This window comes from Mucilaginibacter sp. P4_C11 (assembly GCF_056402115.1).
Genome location: NZ_JBFUIA010000022.1, coordinates 1 through 21,663, shown reverse-complemented (window position 1 = coordinate 21,663; position 21,663 = coordinate 1). Strand labels below are relative to the sequence as shown.

The window sequence follows — 21,663 nt, the reverse complement described above, 5'->3', positions numbered from 1 at the left end:
GGAAGAATAGTGTTTTAAATATTTAATATTTATCTTATCTTTCTAACTGTAAAGCCTTGTCATGTCCCGTTTGCGCTATTTGCTGCTATTTATCCTTATTGTCACTTTTTATAAAGCTCATGCCCAGCAGGATATGGACCTGCATTTGAGTGACACCTTTTTGGCGGGCAAAAAGATTCTGAAAGTTAAAAGAAATTTCGGCGATCCTTATTTGTGGGTGCTCGCCCAAAACAACCAGGTTTATCGCATCAACAGTATTACCAAGGCCGTTGATGATTACACAACAAAGTTTGGAGCTTACAGTGCCTATCAGTTTACAGATATTGCCGGCGATGAAAAAGAAACTGTATTTATATCAACTAATGCATCTAACGTTATAAAATATAAAAATGGTATTACCAGTACAATCGGAAGCGCCCAGGGCTTAACCGGTTCTGTTAATTCTATCGGGTTTGATTTTTACCAAATAGGTTTACAAGCCAACCAGGGAGCCGATCTGGATAATGACCAGTTACTTATTGCTACAACAAAAGGCATATACCGTTATTTTTTAAAAGATGGGGCAATAGTTAAGCTTCCGGTAGAAACCGGCAACAGCCAGATATTTGAAGCCACTGTACGTTCGGCAGTATATACATATACCGTAACCAGGGAGCCCTGGCCCGATCAGTATACTTATTATCCAACGTTATGTGAATCGTTTGTTGGTTTTTATGCAGGCTATGTGTATGAGGGTGGCAGGTATGGCAACAACGTAAAATCGGTATACTACAATAATGGCAACTATTACCATGCAAATGAATTTGTTGCATTTTCGTGCCTTTTTTGGGCAACCGATAAAGGTTTATTCAGGAACATCGAGAATTACTCATTCCATGCCGACTTTATTTACCAGCATTTCCTGGATGGCGTAAATATTAATAAAATAACATCGATATACGGTTTAAATAACTTCCCCGACTATACCAGGGAAAACATATTGGTAGGCTCTACACAGGGCTTATATTTTTCAAATACCACCTACGAAGGCACACCTATACCAACTTCCTTTACCCATTTTGATGGACTTGGCACTAAAAACATCAACGATATTTGTGTTAATGCAATTTCATACCCTATACCTACAACCAACTGCGAAGATGGGGTCTGGGTAGCAGCCGATGATGGCCTGTATTTATTAAAACCCGATTACGGGCCATATATTAATTCAAATAAACAACTACAAGCCGTTCAGTTTGACGGACAAGATCCCAGCGTAAATAAAATAGAAATTTGTGCTAACAGCTCCATCAGCGCGCTGGCAAATAATTACACAAACGGCGCGGTACCGTTGCAGTGGTTTAAAAATGGCAAAGAGATACCGAACGAAAGCCACACCACGCTAACCATCAAAGATCCGGGCGATTACTATATGGTTATTTATGACCCCTGCTCCGCCCTGCATTTCGAATCAAATCATTTAACGGTGACCCAGGCAGCCGCCCCCGTATTCAGTTTTAATTATCCCGATGTATTAAACTACTGCGACGGCTCATCGGCGTTATTAAAAACCGACGACAAACCTAATTACCAATACCGCTGGTATAAGGATGGTATACTAAACGGCAATACAACAGCCCGGCTTGATAATATTACCGAAACCGGAAAATACAAAGTAGAAGTAAGCGCCTGTGCAGGTAATTGGGTAGCATCAAAAGAGGTACAGGTGAACTTTATTGCTATCCCAACGCCGGTTTTGACCACCGATAAAGCAGGTTACTGCGATGGCGACCAGGCTACACTATCGGCCAAAGTATCTATTGATGCCTCGGCTATTTTGAATTGGACAAGTTACCAGTACGCCTGGTATAAAGATGGCAGCTCCATAACCGGCAGCGCCGCATCTATAAACGTGAACCAGCCGGGCAAATATAAAGTGGTGGTGACCGGTTGTTCGGGTTCAGTTTCGTCGGCCGAGTTGCAGGTCGATTTCATTAAACTGGCAAAACCTGTTATCGCCGCAAGTAAGCCCGCATATTGCATTGGCGATATGGCCCAACTAACCGCAAATGTTAATATAGACCCATTTACCACGGTAAACTGGCTCAGGGACGGAAATATATTGCCCGACGAACAGGACAAAGCAAGCATCACAACCAATATAGGCGGCAACTACACGGTAACCGTTGCAAATGCCGGTTCCTGCAATATCGCATCGTCTGCATATAATTTAGGTTTTACCCCGCCGCCTACCGTCAGTATTCAACAAATTGTGAATACTACCTTATGCGATGGCCAAACGGTTGATCTTAAAGCAAGCTATACGAGTGGCACCATCAGTTGGAATACCGGCGCTACATCCGACAAAATAAGCGTCCAGCACTCCGGCACATTCAAAGCTACGGTTACAACAACGGCAGGCTGTACGGTTGATGAATCTGCAATTGTGCAGTATTTTCCAAACCCAACATTAAACATGCCGTCGGCTACGCTTTGCCAGTATACCAATGAAAGTATTATACTTACAGCCCCCGCAGGTTTTGCTAAATACGAGTGGAGCGGGCAGCCCGGCACCAATACCTTTACAACCAATAAATTAGGTACAGTTGATTTAACGGTAACCGATAATAACGGATGCCAGGCATCACAAACCATTGCCATAAGCAGCCATTGCGACGATATCCATATACCAAATGCATTTAGCCCCAACGGCGATGGCCATAATGATACCTGGGTAATAGCCGGCCTGGAGGGCGACCCAACCACCACCGTAAGGGTTTATAATCGCCTGGGCAGTATGGTATTTCAATCGCAAGGTTATGTCACGTCCTGGAATGGTGCCTATAACGGCAGTAAGCTACCAGCGGCAGTGTACTATTATGTCATCAGCACAAAAGGCGCAAAACAGGTGCTTAGCGGCTCAGTAACTATATTTAATTAGGTTATTAAAAGCATCTGGCAAGTTATTATAATAATTACCAGGCAATATTTTTTATTCCATATAAAATTGCGGTAGATTTATGTAATCTATAAACCCAATTTAAAGTCTATGAAAATCCAAACTGAACCTATCGGGAGCATTCCGAGGTCACCTGAGCTTGTAACGGCTATTACCACGCAAGCCAATGCCGATCAACTTAATAAACTCTATGCAGCTGCAATTGCCGACACGGTAAAAGAGTTTGAAGAAACCGGCTCACCCGTTATTACCGATGGAGAGCAAACCAAATCGAGCTTTGTTACCTACCCACTGGAAGGCTTAACCAACCTGACATCTGAAGGCATGACCATCAATTTTGAGGATGGTCACTCGCGCCGGTTGCCATTGCTTACCAAGGGGCCTTTCAGGTACGGTAATTATGCATCAAAATATCTTGCAGCCGCTCAAAAATTAACCAGCCTGCCCGTTAAGCAGGCCATCATATCGGCATCCGCGCTTAGCTTAATTTACCCACCAGATGGCATCGAAGGCTATCCGCAAGCTGAATTTATTGCCGACCTGTTAAATGAATGCGAAAAAGACATCAGGCTTTGCCTGGAGCAGGGCGCATATAAGGTACAAATGGATTTTACCGAAGGACGGCTATCGTTAAAGCTCGATCCATCCGGCGGCGTATTGAAACACTTCATTGGCCTTAACAACCAGGTTTTTGACCGTTTTACCGCTGAAGAACAGCAAAAATTGGGCGTACACGTTTGCCCCGGCGGCGACCACGACTCGACCCATAGCGCGGATATTGATTATGCCGATTTTTTACCCGATTTATTTGAACTGCACGTAGGTAGTTTTTATTTGCAACTGGCCAGCGAACCCGACAGGGTAAAAGTTTTGAAGATCATTAAACAATATCTTAAGCCCAATCAGAAAGTATTTATTGGCGTAATAGATGTACTTAACCCCGTAATAGAAACCGCAGAAGAAGTGCGCGACAGGGTACTTGAAGCGGCAGTGTTTATTAACACCAACCAGTTGGGCACCACCGACGATTGCGGCTTCTCGCCATTTTGCGACGATGTATCCACAACCCGCGAAACCGCCTTTGCGAAAATAAAAGCCAGGATTGAGGGCACGAAACTGGCGGAGGTGGAATTGACGGCGTAAAGATCATGATAATGCCAGACTTGCGAAGTTTTAGAAACTTCGCAAGTCTTTTAAGGGAGCATTTTTACTTCACAAATGCCGTTACCCCATCACCACTTCCCTCCCACTCACCATCGCCTTTTTCACATCAATGCTGCCGTAAACAACATTTAACGATGGCCTGCCTGCCTTTAGCGTTACCGTACCAAAACCTGTTGCTGTTGATAGAAAACTTGTAAAATCGCCAATTTTTGAATCGATATGTAATACGCCGGTAACCGCGTCGAACCTTACGCCGGTGAGTGCCTGTAGGTAGCCATAGCTTGATAAGGCGCGGGCATACCAGTGGCCGCATTCGTACTCGTTAAAGGGATTGCGCACTTTGCCATCATAGCGGTTGCGTGACGCACGCAGCACGTTTAAACCCTCCGCCACATTGCCGGTGAGCATTAAGTGCGATGCCACCTGGTGTTCAATACCCGTCCAAACTTCGTCGCTGTATACAAACGGCAACGATAGCTTGCCACCTTTGGGCCAGGTGCAAAGCAGCAGGCCGGCCTCATTACCCAATGCAAATGATGGGCGTTGCGGGTTGGCATGTTCGCTCAGGTCAGTTTTAAAATTGTATTTGTATACCGATTGCAGGTGGCTGTTTATTTTTTTGCTGTCGATAACATCCTCCAATCCGCACATGCGGCCTATCCAGGCGCCAAGTACGCCGTCACTCAGGCAGCCCTTGCCATATTGGTACTTAGGGCCTTCGGTATGCAGCAATGCTTCGGCCTCTTTTGAGTATTCGCCACCGTATGATTTTTCTTTGGATGGATCTTTGGCGTTAAGGCTGGTATAGTTAATTTCCTGTATAAAAAACTCGCCGTTGTAAAGCGCGTTTTCTATCATCGCCTTGCCTTTGGCCTGCAAATCGCGGTAAATCCCAACATCCTGTTTTAAAAACCTGCCCATGGTTATAAAGCTTTGCAGCGCACCCAGGTAAAAGCTGGTATGCATACCATCGGCGCCCCAAAACTCAATATCGTAGGTATTGTGATGCGGTTCTTCTATCACGCCTTTGTAGCGTGGGTCCCAGGTTTTGATGCAGTAATCCATACTCACTTTTACCATGGGAAATATTTTTTTAAGCCACTCGTTATCGCCGCTGATGCGCCAGTCGCGGTAAACCTTCATGATGCCGCCAAGCTGCCCGTCGGCAGCCGAATGAAAATCATGTGTTACCGGGTTTATCGGCAGGTTGGCCCTAAAGGTTTGGTGGCCGTCTTCGGCCTGGTCTTCACAAAACTCGGTTGCCCGCAGGCTGCGTTCCAGCGCTGGGAACAAATGCGGAATGGCCTGGGCATAATTCCAAACATGGGTACATGAACCATGGCAACAACCCGAGTCGTCGCCGCAGCCTTCAAAATTCCACAGGCGGCCATCGTACTGCCGCATTACGGTTGGCGATTTTAAAATGGAAAGGTTACAGGCTACGGCTTCAATAACTTCGGGCGGTAGCGTGCTGGCATAAAACGCCTTTGTAAACAACCGCGACTTTGCTTTTAAGTCGTTATAATTTTGCCGCCAGTAATTGCTTACGCTATCAATATTTTCAAAACGGCTGCTATACCAGGGCTTATAAAATTTACCGTCAAAATCCTTGTCGTACTTATCCAAACCAATATCCGCCGGCGAATTGCAGCAGCCCGAAGCCGGGTCGCAGCCCTCTTTCTTTTTACCCGGGGGACCAAACGTTAGCCGGGTTTCGGGCGAATACCAGGCCAGCATTACCCTTATTGTTTTTTGTTTGCCGGGTGCTACATCAAAAGGCACGTAAAGGCTGGCGCCGGGGGCATTGGCAGGCACAGCAGGATTATCAACCACGCGGCCATCTTTTATAGCGTTCCAGGCCATGGTAAACGGATCCCACCAGCCACCCCTGAACCAGCAATGATCAACAACCGTATGGTCATCATCGGTAAATGCCGTAAAATCTAAAGGAAAACTGGTTTCGCCGTTGCCGGTAGCTGTAGCGGTAAATCCGTTTTTTGCAGGCAGTACCGCGTCCTTTCCTTTTGCGTCGCCCCAAAAATTGCGGGCGTTAAAGCTAAACACCGCGCTAACTTTAGATGTGCCGGTATTGGTAAATTGATATTCAATGGCCCCAACAGGGAGGCTCGAGTTGTCGTCATCAGTAGGGATAAATGGGCTCCACCCGCTAATACCAACAGATAAAGGGATATCCTGGTCGATAAGTTTAATATGGCAAAACGGAAATTCGGTTTTAAACTCGGCGGCACGAAAACGCGGCAAGCCAGTAGTTGAACCGGTAAGGCCATTCCCCGCATCACGGAGGCCAAACTTTTTCCAATCGGGTACGGGGCCCTCCAAAAGTTTTGCTCCGCGGGCAACACCCTTTACGTGAATGGCGGCAAATATACCCGACTCATTAAAAATATCAGGCTTATTGCGTATGGATACATGCGAAACAGCACCTGTACCCTCCAAACAAAACATACCTGCGCCCATACCGCCTATGGGGAAAGCAACCCGGTTTAAATGATCGCCGGTGTAGGCTGTATTGTACGCCCGCTTTAGTGGTTTGCCCGAAATATCGTTGATATCCTCAGCGGGTTCGCCCAACGCTTTGGCATCTGCAATACTGATAACAGCAGCCGGCATCATGGCCATAGCTCCGCCAACACCCACCTTTTTTAAAAAGCTTCTGCGACCTTTTTTATCTTCCATTATGCTGATCCCCGGTTTATATGGAAATGAATACCAACTTATCATTATTTATTGATAAATCATAATGTTGCTAATGTTGTATATTTCGTTGAAAAAATGCGTTATGATTCCGGTAATCAACGCCTCCGTTCATGAAAACAAAAAAATCATCCGCTGTGGCTCACATCTGCCGGTAAAGACGTCGGCATACGTGCGGCCGCTATTTAGTGAATACGCCGGATTTTCCGTTGCAATAACAAATGCCCTAACTTTCACGCTCCCATAATCATACCGCAAGTGACATTGTAGCTATTTATCACATCGATAAAAAAGCCAATCATTACATTTGTAATCATGGAACACCCTCTTGATAATCCCGCCTGGAATGCATCTGTAACAGGTAATCAAAACCTTGCAGAAGGTACGGCTACAGTTAAATGCTTTTTGCCCGACGTATCTCCTTTTGCCGGAATGATACAAAACACACCCGAAAATTTCGCCGCCCTTTATAATATTGTTCAACCCAAACGCACTATAGCGGTTTTTAGCCCCGGAGACATCGAAATACCCGAACCGTGGAAAGTAGTAAACCCTATGAAATGCCTGCAAATGGTTTATGAAAACCCTGCGCCACCAGCTATTACCGATATTGCCTTTACACCGTTAACTGATGAGCATATCCCAGCTATGCTGGCACTCACCAAACTAACAAATCCCGGCCCCTTTTTTAACCGGACTATCGATTTTGGCAGCTACTTTGGCATTTTTATTGGCGATGAATTGGTGGCTATGGCGGGGCGCAGGTTGCAGCCTTTGCCCTATATGGAGGTAAGCGCTGTTTGCAATCACCCCGATCACCTGGGGAAGGGTTACGCCAGCCGCCTTATTATGCACCAGTTACGTCTGATTATAGAAGCAGGCGGAATTCCGTTTTTACATGTGTTGCAAAGCAATATCAATGCAATTAAAGTATATCAAAAATTGGGTTTTACAAGCCGTAAAGCCATGAATATCTGTGCGATAGCTAAAATTTAATCAACGTAAAACTTTTGCTAATTAAGTGTGCAAATTACAAGTAATGTACTATGTTTGTTGTTATTCCCGCTAATAAACCAAACATCCAGGCCATGAGTATCAAAACAGGATTTGCGCTTTTAAGCTTACTTACATTGCTGCTAAAAAGCCAGTGCATTTACGCACAGCAGCAAACCGCCACTATTAATATAGATTTAAATGCCGAAAGCGGCGACATGAGCCCCATTTGGGCGTGGTTTGGGCACGATGAGCCCAACTACACCTACATGAAAGATGGCCGTAAACTGCTTGCCCACCTGGCCGCGTTAAGCCCCACACCCGTACACATGCGGGTACATAACCTGCTTACCACCGGCGATGGCGAAGCAGCCCTCAAGTGGGGATCGACCAATGCATATACCGAAGATACCAACGGGAAGCCCGTTTACAACTGGCACCTGGTTGATAGCATATTTGATACTTATATTAAACTGGGCATGAAACCCTACGCCCAGATAGGCTTTATGCCCCAGGCCCTATCTACCCATCCCGAGCCTTACCGCCATCACTGGAAACCGGGCGACGACTATAATGACATTTACACCGGTTGGGCCTATCCGCCTAAAGATTACAACAAATGGGAAGAACTGATATACCAGTGGGTAAAACACTCGGTTGCCCGTTATGGCAAAAAAGAGGTAGAAAGCTGGTACTGGGAAGTATGGAACGAGCCCAACATAAGCTATTGGAAAGGCACCATGCCCGAGTTTTTTAAGATGTATGATTACGCGGCCCAGGGCCTGCGCAGGGCCTTACCTACCGCCAAAATTGGTGGTCCCGAAATAGCAGGCGGATCGAGCCAGGGCGGGATGAGGTTTTTGAGGGCATTTATTGAACATTGCCTTACCGGGACCAACTATGCCACAGGTAAAACAGGCTCACCGTTGGATGTTATTTCCTTTCATGCCAAGGGGCAGCCTACATTGGTTAATGGCCATGTACGCATGAATATGGCCCCCCAAATGCGCGATATCCGCGAAGGGTTTAAAATAGTGGCATCGTACCCGCAAACCAAAAACATCCCCATCGTTATCGGCGAATCTGACCCGGAAGGCTGTGCGGCCTGTGGTATGGCCACAAATCCATCCAACGCTTACCGCAATGGCACCATGTATTCCAGCTATACGGCGGCTTCCTTTGCACGGAAGTACTTACTGGCCGATTCGTTGGGGGTAAACTTTATGGGGGCGGTATCCTGGTCGTTTGAGTTTGAAAATCAGCCCTGGTTTTATGGGTTCAGGGATTTGGCTACCAACGGGGTTGATAAGCCGGTGCTTAACGTATTCCGGATGTTTGGGATGATGCAGGGCAAACGGCTTAAGGTTAACGCCAGCCAGATGTACCCGCTTACCGCCGTTACCGACTCGGGCATGCGAGGCATCCACACCGATATTGGCGCGCTGGCAGCCAAAGGCAAAAAACAGGCAACCGTAATGGTATGGAATTATCACGACGATGATATCCAGGCCCCAGGTCAGCCGGTGACAGTAACGCTCAGCAACCTGCCCGCAGGCGTTGCAACCCTTGTACAATATCAAATTGATAACCAGCACAGTAACTCCTACGAGGTATGGAAAAAAATGGGATCGCCGCAAAACCCTACGCCCAACCAGGTGAAACAACTGGAGCAGGCCGGGCAACTGCAAACCGTTGGCAAACCCCTAAAAGTGCAGGTTAAAGCCGGGCTTTTAAATACCACCATTACCCTGCCCCGGCAAGGCGTAGCATTGTTGAAGTTAACCTGGTAGTAAGTTTTGAGTGCTGCGTTTTGAGTTCTGAGTCTTGAGTCTGAAGCACTGAATTTTAAGTATTAAGTTCTAAGTCTAAAAAGCCTTCTTAACTCAAAACTCAGCACTCAAAACTTAAAACTAACTGATAATCAATTAACCGCGCCGTATATAAACCAGCCATTCAGTAGCAGGTAAACCGCCAGCAGTACCTGTGCGCATATAAAATCAAAGCGTTTGGCTTTGGCCTCCTGTTCTTTTTTAATCAGCCGTAACGAGTAGGCAGTGCATATAATAATGCAGAGTATAAAAAACAGCGTTGTGCCATGCAGCGTATCCACCAGCGTAAAAGTGGTCGACTCGGGCAGGGCCGAATCGATGATATACTTGTTGCCAATCACCGCGAACAAAGCGCCCACACTCAGCCCAAATCGCGAATCTATACTGTCGGTATGGATGTAAAAGCACATGTACGCTATCAGGAAGGCCACATACATGCCCAGGAACATCTTCCAAAACAAGCCCATCGCGTCGCGGGCTATCTTCAGGGTAACCTTAAAGTTGCTGTATTCGGTATGGGGTTTAGCCAGTGTGGAATCGCCAAAGCCGGTTTCGTACTTTTTGATGCCGGCGGCTATGCCCAGGCTGTCAACACGCCAGCCGCGCAGGGTAAAGCGGGGGTCGAAGTGCTTGCCCAGGGTATCGGGTACAAACACCAATGAGTGCGAATCAAACTGCGAATTCTCTATCGAAAAGCGCAATTTCTGCTTATCAAAAGGGAAATTATTAATGGCCCAGGAATCCTTCATTACGCATTGCAGCTTCATAAGCAGGTACACCTTGCTACCTGAAGAATCGATGGTAGAAAACGATTTAGTAACCGTTTTGGCCTGGGGCACCTCCAGGTTTTGCACAAAATCAAACTTGCGGTTTTTGTACTTCAGCCATAGCCAAAGGTCAATGGTGTATTCCTTATCCTTAAAATTAATATCGTGGATGCTGGTAATATACACCCCCGTTTTCACCGTATCGGCACCGGGTTGTGCCGCCCGGGCAGCAGCCGACGCCAGCAGGAGCATCAGCGCCAAAATAAGTTTGTTTTTCAATGGCAATAGTTAAAATGGTTGTTGTGCTAATATAACAAAATCGCCGGGCAATACCGGCGTTGCCCTCAAAAACGCAAAAATTGTCATGAATTTAACCTTAAACAATATATATCCAAAAAGAGGATACAAATCATATACTAATGGTGCAAAAAAGCACACAAAAACATCAAAAATTCATACAAATGTTATACAAATAGCATACAAATTCACACAGGTAATTTTCTTAAAAAAAGGTTATTTTTTGGCGCGTTTTTAATTGTTATTTTCACACTTAAAGAACAAAAAAGCGCAAAATAACGCTACTTTTTATCCCACCGTCGGCACACCCGGGTTACACCAAATTTGCATCGGTTCGGCACTAATTTTTCAGCATGGAAAAAATCACATGGGCGTTTCCCCGTTGGTAGAAACTGGGCCGGGCTGTGCGCTCATACTGCACCGGCCTTAAGCTCGGGCCGGTATCCGCTGCCATCCCTAACGCGGGCGGCAGGGTACCTAATTTCATGTGATTGCCATAGACACTATCCTGAAAAAATGTTGATGATATGTCTACTTCAGAGCTTCACAACTAATATGTCATTATAAGCGTAGCGTGGCAATCGCGAACTGTGTAAATCCACCATAAGCTATATTGCTAAAATGGTTTAGCAAAGGTTTTTTGTACCGGTTAATAAAGCACCATATCAAAGTCCATTATGCTAAAATGGTTTAGCATGGGCATTTACTACGATTGCTGCATTTGTTGCTGGAATGTGATTATGATGAACTCCGCAGGGCGAACGATGGCCAACTTTACGTTGATTAACATCCTGCCTTCCAGGATATCATCACCAGTCATGGTACTGCCCAGGCCAACCTGTACAGAAAACGCCTGTTCGGGTACTGCTCCTGCGAGGGCTCCCTGTTTCCACAAATTAACCAGGAAGTTATCCATCATGCTTTTTACGGTAATCCAGGTATTGGCATCGTTGGGTTCGAAAACGAAGGCCCTGATTGCCAGTTTAAGCGATTGTTCGATCATAATCAGCGTTCGTCTTACGTTGATATACTTCCAATCGGTGCTGTTGCCGTCCAGCGTCCGGCCGCCCCATACAAGGGTGCCGATACCTGGAAACGCACGTATCACGTTGATTGATTTTCCGGCGTTCACATCTACGTTCAGGCTTTGCTGCTCTTCGTCCGACACATCTACCGAGGGCGCGTTCACCATACTTACCGAAACGTTGGCAGGCGCCTTCCATACACCCCTGCTGGTATCAACCATGGTATAAATACCAGCCATTGCCCCGGCCGGTGGTAATTCATTCATGCTTTCCCTTATTGTTTCCAGAATGTTAACATAAGTAGGACTGACAGCTTTAAGCGCCAGGTGATAGTTTCTCTTGATGTTATCGATATCCGCCCTCTTTTTGGCTATTTCGGCAGCATCGGTTAACCCGGCAAGTGCTTTGTCAAAGTCGCCAATGGTTAATTTATATTTTTTAATTACCTCCTGTGCCACTGGTTCGGGCAAGGTAGTTTCCAAATCGACGGAATCATCCAAATTTTCAAAATCAACCTCTTCCGACTGTACGATAGCAGCTTTTAGCCATGGGTAATATGCCGCCCCATAATTCAGCGCATCATTGCCTATTTTGTTACGGAAGGATTCTACAATATCTGCCGTGTTATCGCCTGCTTGTTGTTTAACCAGGTCGAAGATGGCAAAGCGGCTTTGCATCATTTTGCAATGCTGTAGTATTGCAGTGTATACCTGGGTGTAGCAGTCCTCGCCCAATGCAATGGCGTCAGGGGCTATAATCAGCGTAGGCTCGGATTCACGCTACAAAAGCTGTAGCGGACTATCCGGCTTCTCTCCGGAGCCGATAAAATCGGCGGCCGCTATTTTAAAACCACCAGGCTTATCGCCGTAAGTCCCTACAGCAAGGATGTAGCATAGACCGCCGCCGTTGGCAAAAAACAAGCGTATGCTGTTGTAAAGATAAGCGGTGTTGTTATCATTAATTTTTAACTCCCTTGCGTTGCCGGCCACCACGAATGCCGCTGACTTCGGTTTAGCATCGGCAATGGCGAACCTGGATCTAAACCCGCCGCCAAAACGCTCCTGGTATTCGGCGAGTGATGTGATCCGGGTTGCTTTATGAAGCAGTGAGTTGCCATTGTACGTTGCAATTTCGGTGTACCCTATAAATACCGGTACCGCGGTTGCTACGGCTACTGCCGAATTGGGAAACGCGCTTTGTTCTTCAATGTATACGCCGGGGGTCATGTAAGGTGCTGCCATAGTGTAAGGTTAAGGTTTATTAAATGAATATTGCTGAATAATCGTTTTTGTTACCCACATCGTTGTGTAAATATAAAATATACATAATTGCGGGTGACCACCAGTTTAGGCTGGAAAAAACAGTTATGACATGGTTACAAATGGAACTCTTGTGGACGCCATAATATTCTGTCGATCCCTTTAAAAAAGCGGTGGAAATGCGCGATTCCCCTCTCGAGAGCGCCGGAGGGGTGTTGCTGACCATTTTGGGACCACGATTCCCTTTCGAATTCCCAAGTCGCTTTTTCCCAGTTCCCTCCCACAGGGAGGGGCGCGATAGCAATGCGGGCAAAGGCAGGGAGGGGTTAATGAACTATTTGCTTTCGGGGAACGATTTAGCAAAACAAACACTATATCATTACGGCAACTCTACTCCATGTTTTGTGGGTTACCAAATTACTTTGCAGAAGCTACAACACAGGCCCGCTCATGGCCGCGGAGGGCCTAGTCCTTTTTGTCTTGAAACAAAAAGGACCAAAAGACCGAACATAGCGAGATAATGAGCACCAATAAAAAAACAAACAACAGCGAATAATTCAAGTCACCAGAAATGCTTCTTTGCCGCATCCCGATTTTAATCGGGACAAAACGGGCAAAACCTGGGCTGGAATTATTTTGCCCCGGCACGCTTAACCTCTCGCGCATGCAAAAACTTCCTATGCCCTGCAGCCGCACTACCCCGCATTGTTTTGCCCGTTTTCGCCCGAAGCTGTTCTGCTGACACTTTGGGGACCAATACTCCATTTCGAATTCCTAAGTCGCTTTTCCCAGTTCCCTCCCATCGGGAGGGGCGCGATAGCAATGCGGGCAAAGGCAGGGAGGGGTTAATGAACTATTTGCTTTCGGGGAACGATTTAGCAAAACAAACACTATATCATTACGGCAGCCACATCTCTCTACTCCATGTTTTGCAGGTTACGAAATTATTTTGTAGAAGCTACAACACCGGCCCGCTTATGGCCGCGGGAGGGCCTAGTTCCTTTTGTCTTGTCAAAAGGAACCAAAACCGCTGTCACCAGAAATGCTTCTCGGCGCTCCTGGCCTTTGCCCTGCAAAACGGGCAAAACCTGGGCTGGAATTATTTTGCCCCGAGGCTCCTTTCCCCCACTCATGCAAAAACTTCCTATGCCCCGCAGCCGCACCACCCCGCATTGTTTTGCCCGTTTTCGCCGAAACTGTTCTGCTGACGATTTTGGGGATGACGAGAGCTTTTGTAAATAAATTTTGCCGCGGAACAGGGTGTAACATATCTCCGAAACATCCAATCTTACAGTCGCAATTTTAATTATGCAGATGAAAATGTACAAAATATATTTTCAATGGACACTTCATTTAATCCTGATTTACATGAATTGTGGATTGAGGAAGATGGCTCTCAAAGCATTTTCACGGGCTTAATTTTCAATACGCAACGTGGGTTTACAAACTTGAAGGTTTCAGAGTTACAATTGAGATGTAGACTTATGAAAGAATCGTATTTAAAATTTCATCCAAAAGCTGGTGATCAATTTAAAATTAAGTTGCATTTTTTTATCAAAGGAATAAGAGCAGAATTGATAGAAAAAATAGAATCTTAGAAAAGTTTCGATTTTTGTCCCTCAGGTTCGATTTGAAAAAAAACCCTGAGGCGGTATACCATGCGATGAATTGTTAACATACAATGGGCATCGTTCCTCAGGTTCCTCGTTGAGAGAACCCGAGGGGACAGAAAACAAATGGCCAACGACAAACGGTGTGCTGATTTATGTCCCCTCGGGGTCTCTTTGAAAAAGGACCCTGAGGCGGCATACCAGGCAATAAACTATTTGGACACGACGGGCATCGTCCCTCAGGTTCCTCGTTGAGAGAACCTGAGGGGACAGAAAACAAATGGCCAACGACAGGTAATTTGTCCTCTCAGGCTACCAGGCTATTAATAATTTACATTAACTTGGCTTTGGATACCTAAACAAAATGAAGCCATACCAAATCACAATTATTTACCTATTATTTACATTAATTGCCTGCAAACCCGGCGCTCATAAATTGCCCGACAGCGCCTTTAAAAAAACGTTGACCACGAAACAAATACCCGGATTAAAATACAGCATTGGGTTGCCGGGTGGTTATATTATTAAAAAAAGTAAGGGTCCCGATTTTTCGGTTTATTACTTTTATCCTGCTGATACTACCAACACAACAGGGTTTGAGGGTGGCTTTTATATGGGTAACAACCCCGCATTGTTTCCTGCCGCAAATGACAGCTGTAAGGAGCAGAAAACCAAAGCTTACTTGTTTGGCAACAATGAGAATTGGACGCTTAATGATTGTAACGGTAAATACCAGGTTCAACTAATTACCAACAGTAACAGCGGCACCGATTGGCCTGCATACATTCACGCCTTTGGCAACTGCAAATCAAAGGCCGAGCTGGATAAATTACTTGAGGTATATGCTACGTTACAAAAAACAGATTAACCCATCGCTACCGTAAGTATTCGCGCTGCCGCAATGAGAAGAGTCAAGAGGTTAGAATCAAGAAGTAAGACTTTTTATGTCCCCTCGGGGTCTCTTTGAAAAAGGACCCTGAGGCGGCGTACCAGGCGATGAATTATTGGAACACGACGGGCATCGTCCCTCAGGTTCCTCGTTGAGAGAACCTGAAGAAGAATCAAGAGGTTAGAATCAAGAATTAAGACTTTTTTGGCTTCCTTACCGGGCCGGGGCGCTTTTAAATTTTAAAATAAAAAATCCGAAATCCGAAATCCGAAATCAAACTACACCCCTTCCTTAACCCCGGTATGTTTTTTAATAACGGTTGATAGCTGCTGCGGGTTGAAAGGTTTCAGAATGCAATCGTTAAAGCCGCTGGCCAGCAGGTCGGCAAGCATTTTTTGGTCTACCAGCGAGGCGGTGAAGGCGATGACGGGTACCAGCGGGTATTTCTTTTTGATTTCGAAAACGGCTTGGTAGCCGTTCATTACGGGCATTTCCAGGTCGAGCAGTACAATGTCATAATGGGGGAAATCTTCCAGCCGGGCCAGGGCTTCCACGCCATCGTAGGCGGCATCAACCGTGGCGCCAAAGCTGGTGAGGGCTTTTTTGGCTACCATCATGTTTATTTTGTTATCCTCGGCCAGTAGTACCCTTAGTAATTTAAGGTCGCCGTTGGCTGCCGCCGGTTTTAGCGGTATAGGAAGCGGTGCCACATGGGCAATGTTAAACGTTAAGCTGAACGAAAACTTGCTGCCCCTGCCCTTTTCGCTCTCGAGCGATAGTTTGGCCCCCATCATCTGCAATATGCGGTTGCAAATGGTAAGGCCCAGCCCGGTGCCGGTAAGCTCGCGGGTGCCCTCGTGGTATACTTGCCAAAAGCCTTCAAAAATCTTTTCCTGGTCGGCCTTATCAATACCGATGCCGGTATCTTCAATCACAAAATCGACGGCTATTTGCTTATCGGTTTTTTTAAGACAGGTAGCTTTTAGCTTTACGTAGCCATTGCCGGTAAATTTAAGGGCGTTGGCAAAAATATTGTTGAGCACCTGCGTAAGGCGCATATCGTCGGCCAGTACCAGGATATCCAGCTGGCGGTCAATATCGGCCAATACCTCTACATTGCTGTTTGCCGACAGCACTTTAAAAGGCAGGCATACGTTGAGCAAAAAGTTGCTTAAATTAATGGTGATGGGGTGCAGTTCCAGCTTGCCGGCTTCTATCTTATTAAAATCCAGGATATCATTTACCTGCTGCAGCATATGGTCGGCCGAGTTTTGGAGTATGCTGATGTACTCGGCCTGGCGGGTGGCCGAGTTTTCCTGCTTCAGCAGGTTTACAATACCGATGATGCCGTTTAAGGGGGTGCGCAGCTCGTGCCCCATGGTGGCCAGGAACTGGGTTTTGGTTTTGATAACCCTGTCGCTTTGGGTAACAATCTCTTCAATATACTTTTTTTCGAAAAACGTGTATAGCGCCGCCAGCACAATGGTTGAGCCCAGCGCCGTAAAGCGGTTAACCAGCGCCAGCCGTGCTGCCTGCACGGGCGTAAAATTGGCCAGCGGGGGTACGTAGTTACCAATAACAATACAGGCAACAAAGGCAAATATCATGATACCTACAAAAATGCCGGGCTTTTTGGCCTGCTTATGCTTCAGGTCGAGAACCAGCGGGACGGCTATCAGGGCGGGGAAAAAGAAGAGGTACTGGTCGGTTTGCAAGCCTTCAAGCAATACCAGGCACACCAACAGCCCGCAGATGACCGAAAATATAGATATGGTAAGATCTTTAATAGCATCCTGCCATTTTAACACCACGAACATTGAAATAGCCAGGCAAAAGCAAGCCAGCAAAAACGACGACACATACATGCCGATAAAGGCATCATAAACCGATAAAAACACCCCCAGCGACAAGGCCGAAAGCCCAAGCTGGTAAGTGCGTTTGGATACTTCCTTCAAATCAAACAAAAGATCCTGTCGCTTAGGGTCCGCATTAACCGGCTGATGGTATTTATCGGTAATTTTATCCATAGGGGTAGCAGTTAGCCTGCCTGGGTTAAATTTGATATTTGTGTTTTGCCAAAAGAATTTTACCTGTTGCAGGCGAAGTACTTACAACTGTAAGCCACAATTGTTTGGCTTTGTAAAAGTACTTATATATTCTAAAAAATTGGAATGGGGATGGCGGCGGCGACTCACCCCGACCACCCCGATAAATATCGGGGCGTCTGCCCCTCTCTCCGACTGCGTCGCATAGAGGGGCGAAGAAGTTATTTTTTATTTTCTCGACCCTCTTTGCGGCTTAAGCCGGAGAGAGGGTGGCCCAGCGAAGCGTTGGCCGGGTGAGTCGTCGCCCGCGTTCAAACCGGTGCTACAGATACATGACAATTTTATTCAATACCCCTTCTATATCCTCTATTATTTCGTCATTTTTAAACCTCAAAATAGTCAGTCCAAGGGCTTTCATAACCTCATCTCGATTTTGGTCATATTCTTTTTTTAAGAGGTGAATGGGACCGTCGGCTTCTATTACAAGTTTCAGCTCGGCACAATAAAAATCAGGAATATAATAAATATTGCCTTTGATGGTCGACTGAACACAAATTGGAAATTGCCTTAAGAACTTTTTGTTGTTCAGTTGTCTGTTCCTGAGATACTGCCATAAAACTTTTTCGGCGGGCGTTTCCCGTTGTCGAAGTAACCGGCAAAGCTCTATAATTGATGACATGGTTGAAAATACAAATATTTTCAAAAACTAAGCATGGCGGCGACGACTCACCCCGACATCGCTGCGCTTGTCTGCCCCTCTCTCCGACTGCGTCGCATAGAGGGGCGAAAATATTTTTTTCATTTCCTCAACCCTCTTTGCGGCTTTAGCCGGAGAGAGGGTGGCCCAGCGAAGCGCTGGCCGGGTGAGTCGTCGCCCGCCTTCCCTTTGTAACAAAACTTTAACCTAATTTAACTATTATAAGTTTGGTGGTTTGCGTTAGCTTTCTTTATTTTATGAAATTAATGCTGACATTGTTATATCCATCCAAAACCGGTAAGCTATTGGTGCTTACATGCTTTTTAGTTTTCGTATTTCCCGCGGTAGTTTGCGCGCAAAATCTTTTTTTGCAAAAGATTGAACTGTGCAGCGCCGAAAATTATTGCATCGACTGTGGCAGCCCCAAAGCTACCTGCAGCCAGTTTACGCTCGACCAGGTGTGCGACCGTATTAACCGCAAGTATTCGTTTAAAGATGCCAATGGCTCGCTCACTTTCCAGGTACTGGTTGAGCCTTCGGGCTTTAGCTGTGTGCTAAGCCATACCGACGTAACCAACAGCCCGCTTACAGCCGATATCATCCGCCTGCTGAACGGCAGCTTGTGGAAGGCAGCTGTTGACCATGGCAAACGGGTGGCATCATCTGTAAATGTACAGTTTAAAATAGCCTTTGGCCGTATTTCGGCCCAGATGCTGCGGATGGACCTGGAGCAGATGAAACCGGCAGGCCCGCCAACTATTTACAACACCAGTACCCAGTATACCAACCCATCGCTCAACAGTTACGAGTTTACCAAGTGGACGCACTACGATTCGCCCCTGCCCGATAACGTGAGCCAATCAAGCGCCGTTGACGCTACCGATGTGCTTTGGTACGCCACCGCCCACGGTCTTACCCGTTTTGATGGCACTACCTTTAACCCGGTTAATGAATACAACTCGCCCTTTACTGCCGAAACCGCTGTGCAGGAAATTACCGTTGACAAGGAAAACGCCAAATGGGCCTACATTGATAATGGCATATACAAATGCACCGACGCCGGCTGGCAGGTGTACGATTTTAAAAAGTTTATAAAAAGCCCGGTTACCCACATCATCAAAAGCCGCAACGGCGAATTGCTGTTTACAACCAAAGATGGCATGGTGGTGGTACGTAAAGATAAAGTGGTGGTGCTTAACAAGAAAACCATCCCGCTGCTGCCATCAAGCAACGTAACTTTTGCTTATGTGGATAACCGTAAACGCCTCTGGATTGGTACATCAAAGGGCACCATCCTCATTGAGAAAGACCTGCTGCCAACCACCTTTACCACATCTGATACGCCGCTGAAAAACGCCAGCATTTCCGGCGCGGCCGAAGATGAGCAGGGCAATCTCTATTTCTCGTTAGTAAGCACCGGCAAAGCCGCTGCCGATGATGATAACGAAGGCATTGCGGTACTACGCCCCGATGGTACCTGGCTGCATTTAACCGACAAAAACTCGGGCATGCCATCAAACCATGTAACCAGCATTATGTACGATAAGTTTGAACACGTACTATGGCTGGGCACCGATCAATCGGGCCTGGTGCGGTACGATTTAAAAAACAGCTGGGAAAACTACAACAACGCCAACTCGCCCTCCCCCGGCTTTAAAATTTACCAGGTGGTGCAGGATTCCAAAGGGGTTATTTATGCCACCACGGCCAATGGCTTGCTGAGGATCAGGAAAAGAGGGACGTTTTAGGGTTAGATTTGAGATGTGAGACGTGAGATTTGAGATGGAATTAGCCGGCGAGAACGCTGGTTAATACTCACCCGATGCATTCTCTCCTTCGCCGAAAAGAGGGGCTTGGAAGTGGTTGAAAACATGGCCCAACTTTAAGTAAAGGTATTACACCGCAAAACTAAACTTCCCCATTAACACGCCTGGGTTATTGCCCATAGCAATAGGTTCGCCGCACAAAGCTTCATTGCCAAGTAAGGCAAATAATATGGCTTCCTTGGCATCGGGATTAATACCAAGGCTGCTTGTATCTTTAATATCTTCAAAAGCCAGCTTCAGTTGGGCTATCACAAAGGGGTTCCTGGCCCCGCCGCCGCTTACAAATATTTTCGGGTTATCGGCTTGTATATTGGCTTTGATAGAATTGATGATGGATATGGCCGTAAATGCGCTTAATGTACTTACCAGATCCTCGGGCGGCACCTCCTTTGTTTGTGATTGTTGCTGCGCATTTTCAACAAATGCCATGTTAAACAATTCGGGCCCGGTAGTTTTTGGCGCGGCCGCGTCAAAAAACGGGTGGCTGAGCAAAGCGGTAAGCAAATGGTGGTTTACTTTGCCGCTGTTGGCAATGGCCGAATCTTCATCAAAAGCCTTGTTAAAATGCCGGCGGCAGGCAGCATCTATCAGGGTATTACCCGGCCCAACATCTGTACATAAAACGTTGGCTGTATCATTATTGGCAGGCAGGTAGGTAAGATTTGCAATGCCGCCGATGTTCAGCAAAATCCTTTCTTCGCCCGGTTTACTGCCCAATAGCACATCGCCATATAAGGCCAGAGGTGCGCCTTCGCCACCGGCGGCAATATGTTTTTGCCTGAAATCGCTTATGGTCAATATCCCGGTTTTTACCGCCAGGTGATCTCCGTCGCCAATTTGCAGTGTGGCGTTAGGATAGTTGGCCTGTTGGTGTAACCTTTTTGGCGCATGGTAAATTGTTTGACCGTGGCTGGCTATAAAATCAACTGTATCGGGGGCGATATCCCACTTTGAAAGGGCTTGCAGTACCAATTCGCCATGGTAACTGCCAATGTAAGCATTTAGTAAAGTGAGTTTTTCCAGGTCGACCGTTTTTTTGGCAAACACCTGCTGTACTTCGCTTTTAAAGCTTTCGGGATATGGGATGGTGATAAATTGCAGTAATTTGTATTGGGTTTGCAGGCCATGGCCGCTAAAGCTGCATAAGGCAATATCCAACCCATCTAATGACGTGCCCGACATTAAGCCGATAACGGTTTTAACAGGTTTTTGGGCGATATCAAAAAGCTTTTGCAAGTTTTGGTTTAACGGTAACATGCGGTTAAATTACTATTTGTTGGTCGTTTACAAAAGTTAAAATAATGGGTGCGGTCAATAAATATCTGATATATTTGTTTTCAACCAAATTCAACCCAATCCCATGGCCCGATTAAATTTATTGGAAGAGACCCGGTACGAGAAGCTGCCGGTAAGCGTTTATGGCAACCAGCAGGAGGCATCCATTGCCGTAGCAGGCAGGATAGCTAAACTTATCCGCGATAAGCAGGCAAAAGGCGAGCAGGCAGTGCTTGGCCTGGCAACAGGTGTTACCCCCATCCGTGTTTATGCCGAACTGGTACGCTTACACAAAGAAGAAGGCTTGTCGTTTAAAGATGTTATCACCTTTAAT

Annotated in this window: 14 protein-coding genes and 1 pseudogene; 8 read left to right on the top strand and 7 right to left on the bottom strand. The window is 46.3% G+C overall.

Going from position 1 to position 21,663, the window contains the following annotated elements; genetic code table 11:
- The first annotated feature begins 61 nt into the window (after nt 1-61).
- Both AC1DU2_RS19640 and AC1DU2_RS19635 read left to right on the top strand, forming a co-directional pair.
- Entirely contained in the window at nt 62-2,920 is a 2,859-nt protein-coding gene (locus tag AC1DU2_RS19640) for a T9SS type B sorting domain-containing protein (RefSeq protein WP_477386237.1), read from the top strand.
- A gap of 108 nt (nt 2,921-3,028) precedes the next feature.
- Nucleotides 3,029-4,081, top strand: coding sequence for a cobalamin-independent methionine synthase II family protein (locus AC1DU2_RS19635; RefSeq protein WP_477386235.1), 1,053 nt, complete (start codon nt 3,029-3,031; stop codon nt 4,079-4,081).
- A gap of 81 nt (nt 4,082-4,162) precedes the next feature.
- Here AC1DU2_RS19635 and AC1DU2_RS19630 read toward each other — a convergent pair whose 3' ends face one another.
- Nucleotides 4,163-6,799, bottom strand: a complete 2,637-nt coding sequence (locus AC1DU2_RS19630; RefSeq protein ID WP_477386233.1) for a GH116 family glycosyl hydrolase — start codon at nt 6,797-6,799, stop codon at nt 4,163-4,165.
- Nucleotides 6,800-7,132: 333 nt separating this feature from the next.
- Here AC1DU2_RS19630 and AC1DU2_RS19625 point away from each other — a divergent pair, with 333 nt between their 5' ends.
- Together AC1DU2_RS19625 and AC1DU2_RS19620 are read left to right on the top strand one after the other, a co-directional pair.
- Nucleotides 7,133-7,813 carry a GNAT family N-acetyltransferase gene (locus tag AC1DU2_RS19625; protein ID WP_477386231.1) on the top strand — a complete coding sequence of 227 codons (681 nt, stop codon included), beginning with the start codon at nt 7,133-7,135 and terminating at the stop codon, nt 7,811-7,813.
- 92 nt (nt 7,814-7,905) lie between these two features.
- Nucleotides 7,906-9,600, top strand: coding sequence for a GH39 family glycosyl hydrolase (locus AC1DU2_RS19620; RefSeq protein WP_477386229.1), 1,695 nt, complete (start codon nt 7,906-7,908; stop codon nt 9,598-9,600).
- A 131-nt stretch (nt 9,601-9,731) separates the two neighbouring features.
- On the opposite strand, the gene AC1DU2_RS19615 is transcribed toward AC1DU2_RS19620, so the two are convergent.
- The 3 genes from AC1DU2_RS19615 to AC1DU2_RS19605 form a co-directional block, all read right to left on the bottom strand.
- A complete protein-coding gene (locus AC1DU2_RS19615) occupies nt 9,732-10,685 on the bottom strand; it encodes a ligand-gated ion channel (RefSeq protein WP_477360198.1) in 954 nt (317 codons plus the stop codon).
- A 724-nt stretch (nt 10,686-11,409) separates the two neighbouring features.
- A complete protein-coding gene (locus tag AC1DU2_RS19610) occupies nt 11,410-12,408 on the bottom strand; it encodes a phage tail sheath family protein (protein ID WP_477386227.1) in 999 nt (332 codons plus the stop codon).
- A gap of 99 nt (nt 12,409-12,507) precedes the next feature.
- On the bottom strand, nt 12,508-12,969 hold the full coding sequence (locus AC1DU2_RS19605) for a hypothetical protein (protein ID WP_477386225.1): 462 nt from the start codon (nt 12,967-12,969) through the stop codon (nt 12,508-12,510).
- A 1,358-nt stretch (nt 12,970-14,327) separates the two neighbouring features.
- Between AC1DU2_RS19605 and AC1DU2_RS19600 the strand changes: the two genes are divergently transcribed.
- Together AC1DU2_RS19600 and AC1DU2_RS19595 are read left to right on the top strand one after the other, a co-directional pair.
- Complete coding sequence (locus tag AC1DU2_RS19600) at nt 14,328-14,585, top strand: hypothetical protein (RefSeq protein ID WP_477386223.1); 258 nt, start codon at nt 14,328-14,330, stop codon at nt 14,583-14,585.
- Nucleotides 14,586-14,961: 376 nt separating this feature from the next.
- Nucleotides 14,962-15,465 carry a hypothetical protein gene (locus tag AC1DU2_RS19595; protein ID WP_477360214.1) on the top strand — a complete coding sequence of 168 codons (504 nt, stop codon included), beginning with the start codon at nt 14,962-14,964 and terminating at the stop codon, nt 15,463-15,465.
- Between the two features lie 299 nt (nt 15,466-15,764).
- Here the strand turns inward: AC1DU2_RS19595 and AC1DU2_RS19590 are convergent, their stop codons facing one another.
- Nucleotides 15,765-17,513, bottom strand: coding sequence for an ATP-binding protein (locus AC1DU2_RS19590; RefSeq protein WP_477386221.1), 1,749 nt, complete (start codon nt 17,511-17,513; stop codon nt 15,765-15,767).
- A 340-nt stretch (nt 17,514-17,853) separates the two neighbouring features.
- Nucleotides 17,854-18,210: an endonuclease domain-containing protein gene (locus AC1DU2_RS19585; RefSeq protein ID WP_477386219.1), complete on the bottom strand. Its 357-nt coding sequence runs from the start codon at nt 18,208-18,210 to the stop codon at nt 17,854-17,856.
- A 275-nt stretch (nt 18,211-18,485) separates the two neighbouring features.
- Here AC1DU2_RS19585 and AC1DU2_RS19580 point away from each other — a divergent pair, with 275 nt between their 5' ends.
- Nucleotides 18,486-19,976, top strand: coding sequence for a ligand-binding sensor domain-containing protein (locus AC1DU2_RS19580; RefSeq protein ID WP_477386217.1), 1,491 nt, complete (start codon nt 18,486-18,488; stop codon nt 19,974-19,976).
- A gap of 147 nt (nt 19,977-20,123) precedes the next feature.
- Here AC1DU2_RS19580 and AC1DU2_RS19575 read toward each other — a convergent pair whose 3' ends face one another.
- On the bottom strand, nt 20,124-21,311 hold the full coding sequence (locus AC1DU2_RS19575) for an anhydro-N-acetylmuramic acid kinase (protein WP_477386215.1): 1,188 nt from the start codon (nt 21,309-21,311) through the stop codon (nt 20,124-20,126).
- Between the two features lie 103 nt (nt 21,312-21,414).
- On the opposite strand from AC1DU2_RS19575, the pseudogene AC1DU2_RS19570 reads away from it, so the two are divergent.
- Nucleotides 21,415-21,663 (top strand): annotated as a pseudogene (locus tag AC1DU2_RS19570) (glucosamine-6-phosphate deaminase); the annotation flags it as partial.

Coding starts and splice junctions, on each gene's coding strand:
- AC1DU2_RS19625 (WP_477386231.1), top strand. CDS start 7,133: ATGGAACACCCTCTTGATAATCCCGCCTGGAATGCATCTGTAACAGGT.
- AC1DU2_RS19585 (WP_477386219.1), bottom strand. CDS start 18,210: ATGTCATCAATTATAGAGCTTTGCCGGTTACTTCGACAACGGGAAACG.
- AC1DU2_RS19620 (WP_477386229.1), top strand. CDS start 7,906: ATGAGTATCAAAACAGGATTTGCGCTTTTAAGCTTACTTACATTGCTG.
- AC1DU2_RS19640 (WP_477386237.1), top strand. CDS start 62: ATGTCCCGTTTGCGCTATTTGCTGCTATTTATCCTTATTGTCACTTTT.
- AC1DU2_RS19610 (WP_477386227.1), bottom strand. CDS start 12,408: ATGATGCAAAGCCGCTTTGCCATCTTCGACCTGGTTAAACAACAAGCA.
- AC1DU2_RS19600 (WP_477386223.1), top strand. CDS start 14,328: ATGGACACTTCATTTAATCCTGATTTACATGAATTGTGGATTGAGGAA.
- AC1DU2_RS19590 (WP_477386221.1), bottom strand. CDS start 17,513: ATGGATAAAATTACCGATAAATACCATCAGCCGGTTAATGCGGACCCT.
- AC1DU2_RS19580 (WP_477386217.1), top strand. CDS start 18,486: ATGAAATTAATGCTGACATTGTTATATCCATCCAAAACCGGTAAGCTA.
- AC1DU2_RS19575 (WP_477386215.1), bottom strand. CDS start 21,311: ATGTTACCGTTAAACCAAAACTTGCAAAAGCTTTTTGATATCGCCCAA.
- AC1DU2_RS19635 (WP_477386235.1), top strand. CDS start 3,029: ATGAAAATCCAAACTGAACCTATCGGGAGCATTCCGAGGTCACCTGAG.
- AC1DU2_RS19630 (WP_477386233.1), bottom strand. CDS start 6,799: ATGGAAGATAAAAAAGGTCGCAGAAGCTTTTTAAAAAAGGTGGGTGTT.
- AC1DU2_RS19595 (WP_477360214.1), top strand. CDS start 14,962: ATGAAGCCATACCAAATCACAATTATTTACCTATTATTTACATTAATT.
- AC1DU2_RS19605 (WP_477386225.1), bottom strand. CDS start 12,969: ATGGCAGCACCTTACATGACCCCCGGCGTATACATTGAAGAACAAAGC.